Source organism: Vibrio sp. T13N (assembly GCF_032970445.1).
Classification (GTDB): domain Bacteria; phylum Pseudomonadota; class Gammaproteobacteria; order Enterobacterales; family Vibrionaceae; genus Vibrio; species Vibrio diabolicus.
On the sequence record NZ_JAWJYE010000003.1, the window covers coordinates 268,025 to 285,234 of the forward strand.

The 17,210-nt window shown below is 44.9% G+C and carries 15 protein-coding genes; 12 read left to right on the forward strand and 3 right to left on the reverse strand.

The features are described 5' to 3' along the window. Positions 1-4 precede the first annotated feature (4 nt). Complete coding sequence (locus tag R2S67_RS06665) at positions 5-748, reverse strand: sporulation protein (protein WP_134646802.1); 744 nt, start codon at positions 746-748, stop codon at positions 5-7. A 247-nt stretch (positions 749-995) separates the two neighbouring features. Between R2S67_RS06665 and hutC the strand changes: the two genes are divergently transcribed. The 6 genes from hutC (at position 996) to R2S67_RS06695 (ending at position 8,475) form a co-directional block, all read left to right on the forward strand. Continuing rightward, positions 996-1,703, forward strand: a complete 708-nt coding sequence (gene hutC / locus R2S67_RS06670) for a histidine utilization repressor (RefSeq protein WP_046874833.1) — start codon at positions 996-998, stop codon at positions 1,701-1,703. 129 nt (positions 1,704-1,832) lie between these two features. Further along, complete coding sequence (hutI, locus tag R2S67_RS06675; protein ID WP_104971556.1) at positions 1,833-3,083, forward strand: imidazolonepropionase; 1,251 nt, start codon at positions 1,833-1,835, stop codon at positions 3,081-3,083. A 1-nt stretch (position 3,084) separates the two neighbouring features. Beyond that, positions 3,085-4,095: a formimidoylglutamase gene (gene hutG, locus R2S67_RS06680; RefSeq protein ID WP_053350426.1), complete on the forward strand. Its 1,011-nt coding sequence runs from the start codon at positions 3,085-3,087 to the stop codon at positions 4,093-4,095. A gap of 73 nt (positions 4,096-4,168) precedes the next feature. Continuing rightward, positions 4,169-5,866: a urocanate hydratase gene (hutU, locus tag R2S67_RS06685; protein ID WP_005395885.1), complete on the forward strand. Its 1,698-nt coding sequence runs from the start codon at positions 4,169-4,171 to the stop codon at positions 5,864-5,866. Positions 5,867-5,877: 11 nt separating this feature from the next. Next, positions 5,878-7,413 carry a histidine ammonia-lyase gene (gene hutH / locus R2S67_RS06690; RefSeq protein WP_046874830.1) on the forward strand — a complete coding sequence of 512 codons (1,536 nt, stop codon included), beginning with the start codon at positions 5,878-5,880 and terminating at the stop codon, positions 7,411-7,413. Between the two features lie 336 nt (positions 7,414-7,749). Next, the gene (locus R2S67_RS06695; protein WP_005395883.1) at positions 7,750-8,475 is read left to right on the forward strand and encodes a DUF3581 domain-containing protein; all 726 of its coding nucleotides are present in this window, start codon (positions 7,750-7,752) and stop codon (positions 8,473-8,475) included. Positions 8,476-8,585: 110 nt separating this feature from the next. Here the strand turns inward: R2S67_RS06695 and R2S67_RS06700 are convergent, their stop codons facing one another. Together R2S67_RS06700 and R2S67_RS06705 are read right to left on the reverse strand one after the other, a co-directional pair. Then, entirely contained in the window at positions 8,586-9,047 is a 462-nt protein-coding gene (locus tag R2S67_RS06700) for a methyltransferase family protein (protein WP_053807257.1), read from the reverse strand. Positions 9,048-9,120: 73 nt separating this feature from the next. Continuing rightward, entirely contained in the window at positions 9,121-12,156 is a 3,036-nt protein-coding gene (locus R2S67_RS06705; protein WP_258687498.1) for an FAD-binding and (Fe-S)-binding domain-containing protein, read from the reverse strand. Positions 12,157-12,420: 264 nt separating this feature from the next. Between R2S67_RS06705 and R2S67_RS06710 the strand changes: the two genes are divergently transcribed. From R2S67_RS06710 to R2S67_RS06735, 6 genes are all read left to right on the forward strand, one after another. Further along, positions 12,421-13,101, forward strand: coding sequence for a DUF3334 family protein (locus tag R2S67_RS06710; protein WP_006742601.1), 681 nt, complete (start codon positions 12,421-12,423; stop codon positions 13,099-13,101). 209 nt (positions 13,102-13,310) lie between these two features. Continuing rightward, the gene (locus R2S67_RS06715; protein ID WP_005395879.1) at positions 13,311-14,006 is read left to right on the forward strand and encodes a DUF2786 domain-containing protein; all 696 of its coding nucleotides are present in this window, start codon (positions 13,311-13,313) and stop codon (positions 14,004-14,006) included. 217 nt (positions 14,007-14,223) lie between these two features. Continuing rightward, positions 14,224-14,883, forward strand: coding sequence for an OmpA family protein (locus tag R2S67_RS06720; RefSeq protein WP_005377956.1), 660 nt, complete (start codon positions 14,224-14,226; stop codon positions 14,881-14,883). Positions 14,884-14,959: 76 nt separating this feature from the next. Beyond that, positions 14,960-15,937, forward strand: a complete 978-nt coding sequence (locus tag R2S67_RS06725) for a J domain-containing protein (protein ID WP_317342924.1) — start codon at positions 14,960-14,962, stop codon at positions 15,935-15,937. Between the two features lie 177 nt (positions 15,938-16,114). Beyond that, the gene (locus R2S67_RS06730) at positions 16,115-16,297 is read left to right on the forward strand and encodes a hypothetical protein (RefSeq protein WP_005377960.1); all 183 of its coding nucleotides are present in this window, start codon (positions 16,115-16,117) and stop codon (positions 16,295-16,297) included. A gap of 411 nt (positions 16,298-16,708) precedes the next feature. Next, positions 16,709-17,101: a cell division inhibitor SulA gene (locus tag R2S67_RS06735; RefSeq protein ID WP_005395873.1), complete on the forward strand. Its 393-nt coding sequence runs from the start codon at positions 16,709-16,711 to the stop codon at positions 17,099-17,101. Positions 17,102-17,210 lie beyond the last annotated feature (109 nt).

Here is a 17,210-nt window from a genome sequence, read left to right on the forward strand (position 1 = left end):
AGAACTATAGATTTAGCGTTGGTGCAACCGCGGCAGCGACTTGAGCATCAGTTGCATTGATCGGCAACGTAAACGAGCGATATTGGTCACCAGCCAAGCTGAGCGAACGGTCAATCTCCGCCAAACAATGCATGACCTGCCCTTCCAGAATAAAAGAAAGCTCAATTTCTTTTGATGAGATAAAACCGTTATTTCGGAACTCTAGCTCTTGATAAATTCCAGAGCGAGAAGCAAACGAGCCACCGCGCAAAAAGCCTTTTTCAACATCGGCTTTAACCATAGTGAAGCCAGCTTGCTCGATCGCTTGAATAACCCGAGATGCTACTGGTAGTGGTTTCACTTCAATATAGTCACGGTCACGCGGGTCAATCGCAAAATCAATATCTAACGTCGTTTCAACCCAAACATGGCATTGATTCTTAAGTGCGCTAACCGCAGTAATTGGCGTTTCATCATGCAGTTTTAGCTCAAACGGAATCTGCTTCTCTTCATTAGGTTGAATCACAAAGGGGTCTACCGCCTTCAGCTGATCAATAGTGAACGTTTGGTAACTTACGCTATCATCCACTTCGACTTTCATCTCTGTGTTCAACTTAATAGTAATAGCATCAATTTGTTGTTCGACGTCTCCGCCTTTGATATGAACATGCCCTTTCAGCGTCGCTCCTTGAAACACGCTCATTTCGTCTAAAATCGTATCTACTTTTGCAGAACCGATCCCCAGTGATGCTTTCAATTTTTTAAACATGTTTTTCCTTTTTAGCGACTTTTCTTCTAATAATCGTTTGTTTACACAATTGTTTTATACTCTGCAAGCAATAGACCACAAGAAAATGTTCGAATTCCATCATCAATCCAAATAATACTCAGCAGCAAGAGTCATTCAGCCCCACAATAGGATTGTTCTTTCACTAAGTGGGGCGTTCGTCTAGAAATGTTTGCAATTTGTACCTAAATTAAGCAGTATTTGTATAGTCAAATAAAAGGGAACCATTATGTCTGCACCACTCTACATTCAAATCAAACAATTTATCCTCGATAAAATTGATGCTGGAGAGTGGATAGTCGGTCATCGTATCGCCACAGAGATTGAGCTTACCGAGCAATTTGGTGTCAGTAGAATGACAGTGAACAAAGCAATTCGGGACTTAGTTAATGAGGGCCGATTACAACGTCGCCCACGCTTAGGTACGTTTGTGTGTGATCCTGGTGAAAAGTCAGAATCTCCTCTGTTAGACATTCGAAACATTGCCGAAGAAGTCAGCGACCGAGGGCGACAATATAGCAGTAAAGTGCTCAAACAAGTTGCCATAAAAGCAGATGACAGCATTGCGACAAAACTCGGCGTCATGCTTGGCACAACGGTGTTTTACAGTGAAATCATTCACTATGAAGACCAAACGCCTATTCAATTAGAACTCCGCTGGGTGAACAGCCAATATGCCCCGAGTTATTTAAATCAAGACTTCACACAAATCACTCCGAATCAATACCTGTCAGATAATTGCCCACTCAACGCTATTGAACATACTGTAGAGGCAATTGTGCCTGACGGCCGTATTAAGCAAGACTTAAAAATGCAAGCCAATGAGCCTTGCCTTCTCTTGAATCGCAGAACGTGGAGCCAAGATAAGTTAGTCAGTACCGCCCTACTTTATCACCCTGGTAACAAATATAAGCTGAGCTCAAAAGTGCTCATTTAATGACAAGATCGGTCCTCTAGATCTACGTTTTGATCACATTTTAGCAACATCAATCTTGTCAGTGTTCTTATTTTGCTCTATTTATTTGTATATACATTTAATGATACAAATAAACACAGGGACACAAACATGGATTTGCTGATTGAAAACGCACGTCTGGTCACCATGCAGTCGGGAGAGCGCGGTTATCTGCCAACGTCTCCTGCTCGTATTGGCATTCAATCTGGAAAAATCGTTGCGATCAGCACCTGTGCAATTGGTGAAGACGAACCGCAAACCGAGTCTCTGCTGTCTGCCCAGCATTACGCTCAGAGTATCGACCTTCAAGGCAAGTTAGTTCTGCCAGGTTTGATCGACTGCCACACTCACCTTATTTACGCGGGCAATCGTGCCAACGAATTTGAAATGCGCTTAAACGGCGTGCCATATCAAGAAATTTCCAAACAAGGCGGTGGGATACTTTCAACGGTGCATGCGACGCGTTCAGCAACCGAAGCGCAATTAGTTGAGTTAGCGTTGCCACGTTTAGACGGGCTACTCGCGAGCGGGGTCACTTCTGTCGAAGTGAAATCAGGCTACGGATTGACACTGAATGACGAAGTAAAAATGCTCCGTGCAGCCAAAATGCTTGAACAAGAGCGCAAAGTTAAAATCACCACTACACTTCTTGCCGCTCACGCCATTCCGCCGGAGTTCCAAGGCCGTGCAGATGACTATATTGAGCACATTTGTCAGGACATAATCCCTGTCGTCGCAAAGGAAGAGTTAGCCACGAGTGTCGATGTTTTTTGTGAATCGATTGGCTTCAATCTTGAACAAACAGAAAAAGTGTTTATAGCTGCAAAACGCCACGGCTTAAAGGTTAAAGGGCATACAGAGCAACTTTCGAATCTCGGTGGTACAGCCCTCACTGCGCAATACAACGGTTTGTCAGCGGATCACATCGAGTTTTTAGATGACCAAGGTGTTAAAGCACTTGCTCGCTCAAACACTGTCGCCACTCTACTGCCTGGCGCTTTTTATTTTCTAAGAGAAACTCAGTTACCACCGATTGAGTTGTTGAGAGAGCATAACGTGCCGATGGCAATTGCTACGGACGTCAACCCAGGTACATCACCGTTTTCTGATCTCACACTCATGCTGAATATGGCGTGCACACTATTTCGCCTTACACCGCAAGAAGCACTGCGTGGTGTAACGCAACATGCAGCCAAAGCTCTGGGTTATCAAAACTCACGTGGCGAAATCAAAGTAGGGTTTGATGCGGACTTCTCTATCTGGGATATCGAAAGCCCTGCGGATTTAAGCTATCAAGTCGGAGCAAAACGTCTGGTAGGTCGTATAGTAAATGGTGAATACATTTCACACGGAGGCCAATAATATGTCTCAATTCGACCTACACTCTCCCCTATTTCATTGGCAAGGCCGTCATGATGCCGAGGACGGCAAGCTTGGTCAGCGAATTCATCACGTTGTTCAACGCCAAAAAGCAGATGAGTTGAGTGCCGTTGCGCATGGCGTCTCATTACTCGGTTTTGCTACCGACGCTGGCGTTGCGAGAAACAAAGGACGCATTGGCGCGAAAAAAGCGCCAGACTTAATCCGACGAGCACTCGCTAATTTAGCATGGCACCAAGACGCCCCACTATATGACTTAGGTACTGTGGTGTGTGAAGACGACTTACTGGAAGAGAGCCAAGCTCTATGTGCAGCAACCATTTCAAGCGCACTGCCCCATACGCCAGTCATCGTGCTGGGTGGTGGGCATGAGATTGCGTGGGCCTCGTTTTCCGGCTTAGCGGAATATTTTAAAGCGCACCATCCAGAGAAGAAGCCTAAAATCGGCATTATTAATTTCGATGCGCATTTCGATTTACGCGCATTTGAGAGCAACCTCACCGACATAAGACCAAGCTCTGGCACCCCCTTCAACCAAATTCATCATTTTTGCCAACGTAACGATTGGGACTTTCATTACGCTTGTATTGGTGTAAGCCGTAGTAGCAACACTAAAGCGCTATTTGAAAAAGCAGATGCGCTAAATGTTTGGTATGTAGAGGACAATCAGCTCTGCTACCTAAACCACAGTTATCACTTAACTCAGCTTCAGCATTTTATTGACGACTGTGACTACCTCTATTTGACCATTGATCTGGATGTATTTCCTGCGGCAACCGCACCTGGGGTCAGCGCCCCTGCGGCTCGAGGAGTAAGTTACGACACAATTGCACCATTTTTAGATCGAATTCTTCATTACAAAAATAAGCTCATGCTGGCTGATATCGCCGAATACAACCCTAATTATGACGTCGATAGTCAAACTGCACGCTTAGCTGCCCGTTTGTGTTGGGATATCGCCAACGCGATGGCGGAAAAGCAACACAAACCATAACGCATCCTAGATGCCACTTATTATTACGACCAAGCAAGTACTTGGTCATCACGAGAAACTAAAGGAGTCTGAAATGACACAGCGCCAGGGACAAGATCCACGACTTGATACAAGCAGAACAATTCGTGCACCTCACGGAGATAAACTGCGCGCAAAATCTTGGCTAACCGAAGCCCCTCTTCGTATGCTGATGAACAACCTCGATCCTGATGTTGCAGAACATCCACATTCGCTGGTTGTATATGGCGGCATTGGCCGTGCGGCACGAAACTGGGAATGTTACGACAAGATTGTTGAAGTACTTGAAAGACTCGAAGATGACCAAACGCTTTTAGTTCAATCAGGCAAGCCTGTTGGTGTTTTCCCTACCCATAAAAACGCCCCACGCGTGCTTATCGCAAACTCAAACCTCGTTCCTCATTGGGCAAACTGGGAACACTTCAACGAGCTCGATAAACAAGGCTTGATGATGTACGGCCAAATGACCGCTGGCAGCTGGATATACATTGGCTCACAAGGCATCGTCCAAGGCACATACGAAACATTCGTGTCTGTTGCGAAAAAGCACTTTGACGGCGAAGCAAAAGGCCGATGGATTCTAACTGGCGGTCTTGGTGGTATGGGTGGTGCTCAGCCTCTAGCTGGTACGATGGCGGGCTTCTCCATGATTGCGGTAGAGTGTGATGAATCGCGTATCGATTACCGCCTACGTACAGGCTATGTCGATAAGAAAGCGACATCTTTAGATGAAGCGCTTGCTATCATCAAAGAATCGGACACACCAGTATCGGTTGGTCTACTAGGTAATGCAGCAGACGTTTTCTCTGAGTTGGTAGAACGTAATATCACGCCTGATGTAGTAACAGACCAAACATCTGCACACGACCCGCTCAATGGCTACTTACCACAAGGCTGGAGCATGTCTCACGCTGCAGAAATGCGTTTGCAAGATGAAGCAATGGTTGTTAAAGCAGCCAAAAAATCCATGGCAGTGCAAGTTCAAGCCATGTTAGAGCTACAAAATCGCGGCGCCGCAACACTCGACTACGGTAACAACATCCGCCAGATGGCCTTGGAAGAAGGCGTAGAAAACGCATTTGATTTCCCTGGCTTCGTTCCAGCCTACATTCGCCCTCTATTCTGCGAAGGTATTGGTCCTTTCCGCTGGGCCGCTCTCTCTGGCGATCCTGAGGATATCTATAAAACCGACCAAAAAGTAAAAGAGCTAATTCCAGATAATCCACACTTACATAACTGGCTAGATATGGCGCGCGAGCGCATTCAGTTCCAAGGTTTACCTGCACGTATTTGCTGGGTTGGTCTTAAAGATCGTGAGCGTCTTGGTCAAGCATTCAATGAAATGGTGAAAAATGGCGAACTTAAGGCGCCCGTTGTCATTGGTCGTGACCACTTAGACTCTGGCTCTGTAGCAAGCCCGAACCGTGAAACCGAAGGTATGATGGACGGTTCTGACGCCGTATCAGACTGGCCATTATTAAACGCGCTACTCAACACGGCGGGCGGCGCAACTTGGGTTTCACTGCACCACGGTGGTGGCGTAGGTATGGGCTTCTCGCAACACTCAGGTATGGTTATCTGCTGTGACGGCAGTGAAGATGCCTCAAAACGTATTGCCCGCGTGCTGCATAACGACCCAGCAACAGGCGTGATGCGTCATGCTGATGCGGGATACGATATCGCTAAACAATGTGCAGCAGAGCAAGGGCTAGATTTGCCAATGCTCAACGAAGAACTGAAGAAGCTCAAGTAAGGATGAAAGAGATGTTAAATTTAACGCTAAAGCCAGGTCATATTAGCTTAAACGAACTACGCCAAGTGAGCCGTTCACCAGTCAACCTTACTTTGGATCCTGAAGCCATTCCGGCCATTGAAGAAAGCACACAGGTCGTAGACCGAGTCATCGCGGAAGATCGAACGGTTTACGGAATTAACACTGGTTTTGGACTATTGGCTAACACACGAATAGCACCAGAAGATTTAGAAACACTGCAACGCAGTATCGTTCTTTCTCATGCGGCAGGTATCGGTGAGTTTATGTCAGATGAAACGGTTCGTCTGATGATGGTATTAAAAATCAATAGTCTGTCTCGTGGTTTTTCTGGTATTCGCCTAAAAGTCATTAATATGCTGACCGACCTAGTTAACGCACAAGTTTACCCTTGCGTACCTAAAAAGGGCTCTGTCGGCGCATCAGGTGACTTAGCTCCTCTGGCCCATATGAGCACAGTATTACTAGGTGAAGGACAAGCTCGTCACAACGGTAACATCATTTCTGGGCAAGAAGCGTTAAAAATCGCTGGTCTAGAACCCATTACTCTGGCGCCGAAAGAAGGCTTAGCGCTGCTAAATGGTACCCAGGCATCAACAGCGTTCGCATTAGAAGGTCTGTTTATCGCGGAAGATCTTTTCGCTTCGGCTACAGTATGTGGCGCAATGTCTGTCGAAGCCGCTCTCGGCAGCCGACGTCCATTCGATCCGCGCATTCATCGTGTACGTGGTCATCGCAGCCAAATGGACGCTGCACTGGCCTATCGTCATCTATTGGATACATCAAGTGACATTGGTGATTCGCATACTAACTGTGAAAAAGTGCAAGACCCGTATTCTTTGCGCTGTCAACCTCAAGTAATGGGGGCGTGTTTGCAGCAAATCCGCAACGCTGCAGAAGTATTGCAAGTAGAAGCAAACTCCGTATCAGATAACCCGTTGGTGTTTGCTGAAGATGACGACATCATCTCTGGCGGTAACTTCCACGCTGAGCCTGTTGCAATGGCAGCTGACAACCTAGCACTGGCGATTGCTGAGATCGGCAGCCTGTCTGAACGTCGTATGGCATTGCTTATCGATAGCGCATTATCAAAATTACCACCGTTCTTAGTCGATAATGGTGGTGTGAACTCTGGTTTCATGATTGCTCAGGTTACCTCTGCTGCGTTAGCAAGTGAAAACAAAACACTCGCTCACCCAGCGTCAGTAGACAGCTTGCCAACATCTGCAAACCAAGAAGATCACGTGTCAATGGCAACATTCGCGGCTCGCAGATTGAAAGAAATGGGCGAAAACACTCGCGGTATTCTAGCGGTCGAATACCTATCAGCAGCACAAGGCCTAGACTTTAGAGCGCCAAACAAGTCCTCTGAGCGTATTGAGATTGCGAAACAAATGTTGCGTGAAAAAGTATCGTTCTACGATAAAGATCGCTACTTTGCGCCGGACATTGAACAGGCGAATACTCTGCTTAAGCTGGCTATCCACAACACGCTCATGCCAGAGAGTCTGTTACCAAGTATTCAGTAATCCAGCATTACCAGCACTTAATCTAAAAACCGGATGATAATTTGAAGGCTCCACGTTTCGCGTGGAGCTTTTTATCTCCTCATTAAACGTATTCCCAGCGATCTTTATGAACACTTGCATGTTGTTATTGCTATACTTTTAAAAATAGCCGACGTAATAAAGTCGCTGTTTATTGCTTTCACAAATAAAAGCGTTGCTAAAGTATGCGTTTTTAACGATTTATCCGCCGAAATAGTGTCTTATTGTTAGGATACGGTGAAGTTTTCACTGGATGGACCATTGCTACGCAGATATTCGCATATAATCCCACACAGTTTTGGTTACTACGTAAAAATTATGTTTCTAACACCTTATTTTTCAAACACTAATCACCAGTTTCAGTTCACTCGCGAACAAGCAAGCCACTTTGCAAAACGTGTCGCAGGTGACTACAACCCAATCCACGATGAAGACAACAAACGCTTTTGTGTCCCTGGGGACTTACTTTTCGCAGTGCTTCTTAGTAAAGAAGGCGTCAGCCAAAAGATGCGTTTTAACTTCTCTGGCATGGTAAACGATGGTGTAGCACTTCATATTGAAAATAAGTGTGAAAAAGAAAGCGCCGTTGTTGACGAGGCCGGTAAAGAATACTTACACATGTCCCGTGAAGGTGAGACTAACCACGATCCCGCATTTATTGAGCATGTCGTAACAAATTACGTGCAATTCTCTGGCATGAACTTCCCTCACATCATGGTTCCTCTTATGGAAGAGAAGCAAATGATGATCAACTGCCAACGTCCATTAGTTATTTATGAAAGCATGGAAGTTGAATTTTCACGCTTAGACCTTACGCATCCTGAAGTGGATTTCACTGGCGCAACGTTCGACGTGGAAGGCAAACGTGGGGTAGTCACCTTAAACTTTGCGTTCAAAGAAGACGGTGAAGTCGTTGGCAAAGGCATCAAACGCATGGTTGCAAGCGGCTTGAAGCCATATGACCAAGAAGCGGTTGACGATCTTGTACGCCGTTTCAATGAACGTAAGGATGCATTCCTAGCAAAGTTCGTTAAGGCAGCCTAATCGATTGCCCTATCAGAAGTGCTCAAAAAACGTGTTTACTAAAAGAAAGCCCAACGTCGATCGTTGGGCTTTCTTTTTATGTCTCATCCAAATAAAACTAAACGCAATGCTTAGATCCAGCGGCGGACGTGGTTTTTGTAATCCACATACTCTTCACCAAACAATCGCTCTAGAACACGTTCCTCTGGCTTGATTTGAAATCGATTCATATAACTGACAAATACGACGCTACAAAGCACCACACTCAAGTGCTGCCACCACAAACCAATTGCAATGATTAGAAGCAGTAGCGCCATATACATCGGGTTGCGCGAAAAAGAAAATACGCCAGTTCTCACCACGGAAGAGGCCGTGTCAGGCTTTACAGGGTTAACCGTCGTTTTTACTTTATGGAATTCATACACACCAGCAATGCCCATATAACCAGAGAGCAAAGTTAACCCGCCAACCACAACCTCGACAAAGGGCACACTAATATTCAGGCTCGGCACCAGAACTGTCAGTCCATACATGAGTAGTATGACCAACAAAAACACCGCAACAGGTGGGACTTTGAGTTCAAGTTTTCTCAAGATTCATATCCTTTGAAATTGTTGTATGTGACTTCTAAAAAAGCCCAGTAAAACTGGGCTTAATTTGATGTGATTATATCAAAGTTAACAGCGCCTGAACGGGATGTTTGGGCTTTGTTCCTTCAAAGCGTTTCACTTGGCTGCGGCAAGAGTAGCCAGTAATCAAACATCTCTCGTTATCTAACTTATCTAAGCTTGGCTTCCAGCTTAAATTGTAAATGTCTTTCGACATCGACAACTTATCGACCTCGTGACCAAACGTACCCGCCATACCACAACAACCAACCGGTACAGTATTTAAAACCGCACCAAAGTGAGCAAAAATAGCGCCCCACTCTTTTTCCGCATTCGGCATTTTGGTTTTTTCAGTACAGTGCGCAAACAGATACCAAGGTTCCTGCGCGTTATGCTCTCCGCTTTCAAACGCTTCTAGTCTTGGGTAAAGCCATTCGTGGGCCGTTAGTACATCGAAATCACCTCGCTTACTGCCAAGTACTTCAGCGTATTCATCTCGATAACACAGCACCAATGCAGGGTCGACACCAACTAAAGGAATACCCAGATCCGCTACCATCGCCAAAAACTTCGCTGTATCGGCTGCTGTATCCTTAAACTGACGTAGAAAGCCTTTAATGTGTTGTGCTTTACCATTCGGCTTAAATGGCAGAAGTACCGGATTCATGCCAAGCTTTTTCAATAATTTAACGAAGTCTTCTACAACATCGGCGTCGTAGTAGCTAGTGAATGGGTCTTGAACAATTAAAACATGCTTGCTCTTTTCAGACGACGACAAACCGCTGAGCGCTTGCAGATCATAAGGCGTTGTCAGCGACTCTACTCGCTGTTTCAATGTAGGTACTGATAACAACGGCGCATCGACATACCCAACTGTTGAAGCCGTTAAGCTCTTGACCCACGACTGCTTCAAAACACCGTTTACGACACCTGGCGCTTTCGCCATCATCGGCAGCATAGTCTCAATGTTGGCAACCAGATAGTCTTTTGCAGGACGTTGGTAACGAGAGTGATAGATGTTTAAAAAGCGTGAGCGAAAGCTCGGAACATCGACTTTAATCGGACACTGGCTCGCACATGCTTTACACGCCAAACAACCATTCATCGCTTCATACACTTCGTGAGAGAAGTCATACTCGTGACGACGATTGATAGAATGACGTACGCGGTCAATCATGGTTTTGATTGATGTTTTGTTTTCTAGTGTTTGCTTTTCTAAGTCAAGAATATCAATGCCTTGCTCAGTAAGCTGACGCAACCACTCGCGAACCAAACCTGCACGACCTTTTGGTGAATGACGACGATCGGCTGTTACTTTCATCGATGGACACATTGGCGAGCTGGTATCGTAGTTAAAACACAAACCGTTACCGTTACACTCCATCGCTTGTTTAAAGCTGTCACGTACTTGAACGTCAATCTGACGGTCATAGTAACCACGTTTGGTATCGGTAACTTTGACAAGCTCTGCATCACTATCTAGCGGTGTACAGATTTTGCCCGGGTTCATTTTGTTGTGTGGATCGAATGCCGCTTTCACACGTCTCAGTTCAGTAAACAACTCGTCGCCGAAAAACTCAGGGCCATATTCTGAACGGAAACCTTTGCCGTGTTCACCCCACATCAAACCGCCGTATTTCGCCACCAGCTTGACCACCTCATCAGAAACTTCGTGCATCAATGCTTCTTGGTGCGGGTCACACAAATCCAACGCAGGACGTACGTGAAGCACCCCGGCATCGACGTGGCCAAACATGCCGTAATTCAGAGACTTGCTGTCTAACAGCTCTCGAAACTCTACAATGAAGTCTGCCAGGTTTTCTGGTGGCACACAGGTATCTTCAGCGAATGCGACCGGTTTAGCACGACCTTTTGCTGCGCCTAACAAACCCACCGCTTTTTTACGCATGTTGTAAATACGCCCAATGCTCGCTACATCGTTACAAACCTGGTAGCCGATGATGCCCGCTTCTTCTGTTTCCAACATGGTATCGAGCTTGGCGGTCAACGCTGCAACCTGAGCAGCGACTTCCTCTTCGTCCTGACCTGCGTATTCCACCATATTGATGCCAAGCATCTCTTTGTTTGGAACATCGGTAAGCAAATCACTCACGGTGTGCCAGACGATATCTTGCTTCGCGAGATTAAGTACTTTCGAGTCAACGGTTTCTACAGATAGCGCTTTCGCTTCGACCATAAACGGTGCATTACGCAGCGCAGAGTCAAAACTGTTGTATTTAACGTTAACCAAAGTACGTGCTTTCGGAATTGGCGTCAGGTTTAGCTTCGCTTCAGTAATAAATGCCAATGAACCTTCCGCGCCACACAGCACTCGTGTGATATCGAAACGATCATCGTCTTCATCTAGCGCGTTCTTTAAGTCATAGCCCGTTAGGAAGCGGTTGAGAGGAGGAAATTTATCCACGATCTGCTGGCGTTTTTCACGACATACGGATTCCGTTACTCGTAGCGCCTTGGCAGCAAACTCGCCCTCTTTTGGGTAACCATGAGACAAGTCCGACTCTAAAACTGAACCATCAGCAAACACCGCTTGTAGCGACAATACATGATCGGATGTTTTTCCGTATTTCAGAGATCCTTGACCAGAAGCATCGGTGTTGACCATTCCGCCAATCGTGGCACGGTTACTGGTAGATAAGTCTGGAGAGAAGAAGTAACCGTAAGGGCGAACCGCATCATTTAACTGGTCTTTCACTACACCAGTTTGTACACGAACCCAGCCTTCTTTCTCATTAATCTCAAGCACTTTGTTCATGTGGCGAGACATATCCACCACAATACCTTTGGTTAGCGACTGACCATTGGTCCCTGTGCCGCCACCACGAGGTGAAAAGGTAATTCGTTCGTACTTTTCTTTATTGCTCAGTTTCCCGAGGAGAGAAACATCTTCTGTCGTTTTGGGATGAACGACAGACTGAGGAAGTTGCTGGTAAACACTGTTGTCAGTGGCAACCGCTAGTCGGCTTGAATATTGGCTTTCGATATCACCAGTGAATCCGGCGTGCTCAAGCTCTTTCAGAAAACTAAGAACAAGAGGATCGACATCAGTTTGCGAGTGTAATCTTGGTAACATTTGCTTCCTGCCCCTACGACGCTGAATCCGATCAGCTGCGGGTTATGTAATTATTTGCTCACTTATCATACAAGTTGGCGTTCAGCGAAACAAAACACCACAAAAGAGTAAGTGAAGTAATATTCTTTGAATTTCGTCACTTTACAACATTTAAAAAGACGAGCAAATCAGAATCTCGATACAATAATTAAACTTATGCTTTATTTTTTCACGCTTGATGCCTTACATTGGGGAACGAATCGCGTTTCTAGATGAGTTTTCAGAATGAAAAAAAATAAAATTGTGACCACTGAAGATATCCTTCTCAAACTTTGCCAGTCTGTTTCTGGCGTCCTAACTTCGGCGACATCTTCTCAAGTAAATTACTCTGCAATGGTGCAAAAAATCCACAAGACTAGCCTCAAGCCAGATTTTGGCTGTTTTGTTCTGTTTGATGGCGGGTTTACCGGGCTGGTCGTAATTAATTTTACGGCAAAAGCCGCATTAGAGATCTACACCAACTACATGCGTAATATGGGTATGCCAGAAGAAGAACTGGCAATATCTCATACTTCTGACGAGGTGGGAGATGTTCTGGGTGAGCTAATGAACCAACTGGTTGGAGATTTCACCAATAAAATTCGTAAAGAGCTGCAAACGAACATCACACAAAACCAGCCAAAAATGATGGCGCTGAATAAGCAAGTCATCTTACAAGTTGACACCAACCTTGACCGCCCTCAAGCTCGCCGAGTAACGTTCTCCACCGAAAATAACAACATTTTCTATCTGGAGTTAGCGATGGACAAAACTGAGTTCATCCAACTAGAAGAGTTTGAAATCGCAGAAGACGAAAATCCAGACGATATTTTAGAAGCAACACGTAAAAATATGGCTGAGAAAGAATCTAAATCGTCGAGTTCAAACGATGACGCCGATGATTTACTCAACCAGCTCGGATTGTAATTCCAACTAATCTTAATGAAGAATGGCTTCTTAGACACAAGTACGACTTCATACTGATTATGACGAACTAAAACGCCTAGCCTCGCCTTCCGCGGGGCTTCTTTTTATGTCCATAAACCACCTTCACTCCCACCTTGTATTTCGTTTTTATGTCAAAAAAGGTAATATGTCTGACTTCATAAATTTTCTGCTTTCGTTACTGGTTGTCGATGGATAAACAAAAAGCTCTGAAAAAAATCGCCAAGTGCTTAGAACTGGGCAATTCCGCTAATGTTAATGAGGCTGCCAATGCTATCAAAATGGCACATCGCCTCATGCTCAAATATGGTCTGGATAAAGACGATATTGAGTTTATCAGAATGGGGAAAACACAGTCTTCCCACCTACTACCAGCGAATATCAGTTCTACCATATTGCGAGTGATTCGCGGCATTAACACTAAATTCGGTGTTGAAGCGGTGTTGTTGAATCACAAAGGGCTCAAACGTGTCGAGTTTATCGGTGAAGCAGATCGCGCGATTTTTGCTGCATTTGCTTTCGATATTATTTATCGCGAGATGAACGAAAGTACCGGACAATTCCGAAATAGTTTCGCAGGTACGGGCACCTCTTCTCAAGAAGTGACTCGCCGCGTGAACTCATTTGTATCTGGCTGGGTAGAGGGCGCGATAGAGAAACTTCCAGTCATTTCTCCAGACGAAGAGTCGGCCAACAAAATCAATGATTATATTGATAAAGAATTCCAAAACATTGACCGCGAAACCTTCAAGAAGCAACTGAAAGAAGCGATGAAAAACCTAACCGAAGACTACGAAGTGGGCTTGAAAAAAGGTAGAAGAGTCTCCGTTAACCGTGGTGTTGGCGGCGAGCAAGCGCGTAAAATGTTGGGCAACCCATCGAAATAACCAGAGCAGCAATTGATTGACGTAGGTTCCAATATTCCAATGTTATTGGGACCTACTTTTTGAAGTTGTGATAGTAACGATAAGAATTTTCTTACAGAAACTCTTATCAATCTTACTTTCTCATAACAAATATCAATGCTTACTTATTCATAATTCGCATCCCATTATGAGGCATGGTTTCGCCTCAGTTTTATACGGAGATTTTCCCTTGAAAAAGATGCCTATTGCACTAGCTCTAGTGCTAGCTCTTACTGGCTGTCAAGCCACTCAACGCCAAAATGCAACAACGGGTGAATACGAAACTAACTCAACCACGCAAGGCGCGCTTATTGGTGCTATCGCTGGTGCAGCAATCGGTCTAGCAACGGGCGATGACGCTAAAGAACGCCGTCAGCATGCGCTCATTGGTGCGGCAGCTGGCGGGGCGACTGGCGCTGGCGTTGGTTACTACTTTGACCAACAAGAAGCAGAATTGCGTCGCGCTTTACTAAACTCTGGTGTACAAGTTCAGCGTGTTGGTGAGAACCAGCTTTTACTGCGTATGGAAAATGGTATCGGCTTCTCTTCAAGCTCTTACCAGCTTGATGCTAGCATTCATAATACGCTACGCGGTGTTGCTCGCATCTTGGTTGAATACCCAGATACCAGCCTTGTTATCGACGGTTACACGGATAGCACAGGCAGTGAGTCATACAACCAAACGTTGTCAGAGCGCCGTGCAGAGTCCGTACGTCAATTCCTAGTATCTCAAAACGTTGCACCTGGTCGTGCAATTGCACGCGGCTACGGCGAACGTAACCCAATTTGCTCAAACCAAACTTCTGAAGGTCGTGCGTGCAACCGTCGTGTTGAAATCCAGATCTTGCCACTGAAGTAATTTGGTTGCACCATAACGGTAATAATAAAAAATTACCGGAGCAGGCCTAACCATTATCGTTAGGCCTGACATATTAATGTCTGTCAAAACGTCTACCCTACTCTGCTTATTTAGCCTCAGCTTTTCTGGTTACTCACTTGCCTCTCAAGCTCCAAATGACCCCATCGAACAATACGAGTACGCACAACAATTATTGGCATCAAGCGAAGCTGAAGCCTCACCAGAAACGCGCTACTGGCTAGAGCAATCCGCCAACCAAGGTTACCTCCCTGCGCAAAAACAGCTCGCGAACGACTTTGCTAAAGGGATAAATGGCGAAAAAAATGAAACACAAGCGTTATATTGGCTAGCCTCTATCGCACTCAATGATCCAACCGATCGTGGCTTTCTTCTCGCCGATTTTATTCAGCGCAATCCAGATAAGGTCACAACTTCTCAATTGACTGAAGCCTTGTATCGAATGGCTTCTCAGCATAATCCAGCAGCAGAACAAGCTTATAATCAACTGTTAGAGCAGCGCTTTAACCAAATGCGAGCTAAACAAGTCTCGCAAATAAAGTCGCTCGATAAAAAGGCGGAGCAAACACAAGAAGAGAAAAGCACAACAATTGCAAAACCCAACGTAGAATACTCGCAGTTTTTATGGCTGATCTGGCTAGCGGCGATACTCATCATCAGCAGCTTAAGTTTTCTCGTAACCAAGAAACTTAAGCAGAATAGAAAAGCGCTTGAAGCCAAAGAGGAAAGCAAAAATCAACGCATGGCGGAAAAAATAAAAGAGCTAGAGTTTACGAACAAGCAACTGAAACGCCAGCTAGAGAAAGTATTCAAAGAATTTAAGAAATCCAAAACCCAGGCAGAAAACCATAAGCTAAGCGTCGCATGCGCCATGTTTGGCTACACACCACAACACATCCCTGATTTACAAGCAATCAAGCTACGCTATAGACAGCTATCAAAGCTTTATCATCCGGACACAAGAGGCAGTGAAGAAGAAATGAAGCGACTCAATCATGCCTTTAAGCTTGTCTCACAAAATGTTACAAAACAGTAAAAATCGGTCAAGATACTTTGGCTAGCATGCTTTTAGACCTATATAATCAAGCGCCGCAATCGATCTCCCTCTCAAACAAATTAACAGACATTTAACTTAAGTCTCGCTTTTATGCCATAATGCTCAGCGCAAAATAACACCTAACGACTCAAATTAATCTAGGTGGGGAGAAAATCAATGTTCACTGAAGAAGGCACCTGTGATTGGTGTAAAAAACCTAGTCTTGTAACTCGTCACGATTATTTAGATGGCAAGCACCATTACTCATGTAAAGCTTGTTACGACATGGCAAAAATCGACGTGCGCCTATTTAACCAAGGCGAATTGCAAATGCGCGAACGCTTGCAACGAGCGAGCTAAGCAAGACGGAATCAACGGAACTGATTTTCAAAGGCGCCTTTTAAGGCGCTTTTTTGATCGGCCAAGCCTATTTCCAATCTCTATCTCGTATTCTCTCCTATCCTACACAGCATGTCGCATCGGTTATCAGCCCTCTCCCACTGTATACAAACCATTGTCCGTGAAAAAACACCTGTATATACAGTAGTAAACCCCTGTATGTCTCTCGTCCAACTTTCTACTCACCTCACATTTTTAAATTGATGTTAGACATATCAAAAATGAAAAACAACCAAATAAATTCAACCACTTAGAATGAAATTATTTTATTTCCTTCTCAAAAAACCGCAAATAACTTTTGATAAACGGGTTGATCAGGTCGTCAAAACAAACTACTGTATACACATACAGCATGTATAAAGGAACAGTAAGATGCAGTTACAAAGTCAATCTCATACATACTCTCGTTACAACGTATTGGCACAAACAACTCAGCCTATGGCCGTTTCGGATCAGCTTCTATCTAAGCTGGCTGTTTTATCGCAGCAGAAACAATGGATTTTGTTTACAGCAGACTGCCCTCGTCCAGACTTTGAACAACTCACTGCTTCTAATATTTGCTGTAAAAACGTGATTCAAATGAAGCCCTCTCAACAGCTTTCAGAAGTCGAGATCGTGATCAAAGCCATCCGATCAGGCAATGCCAGTGCTGTTGTCGCATCAAATAAAATTGCACTTATGAATCAATCTATGTTGCGCGACATGGCGCAGCGCTATCAGTGTGAGGTTTTTTTCGTCGAAGGCAGAGTTAATAAGTACCACTAATAAGTTCGACGTTATCCATCCTGCATCTCGCCTCCTTTTTAAGGGGGCTTTTTTTGTATTAAAGAAAACAGGCAAACGTTTGCTTTTTCTCTGGCGAGTTAAAATAGTT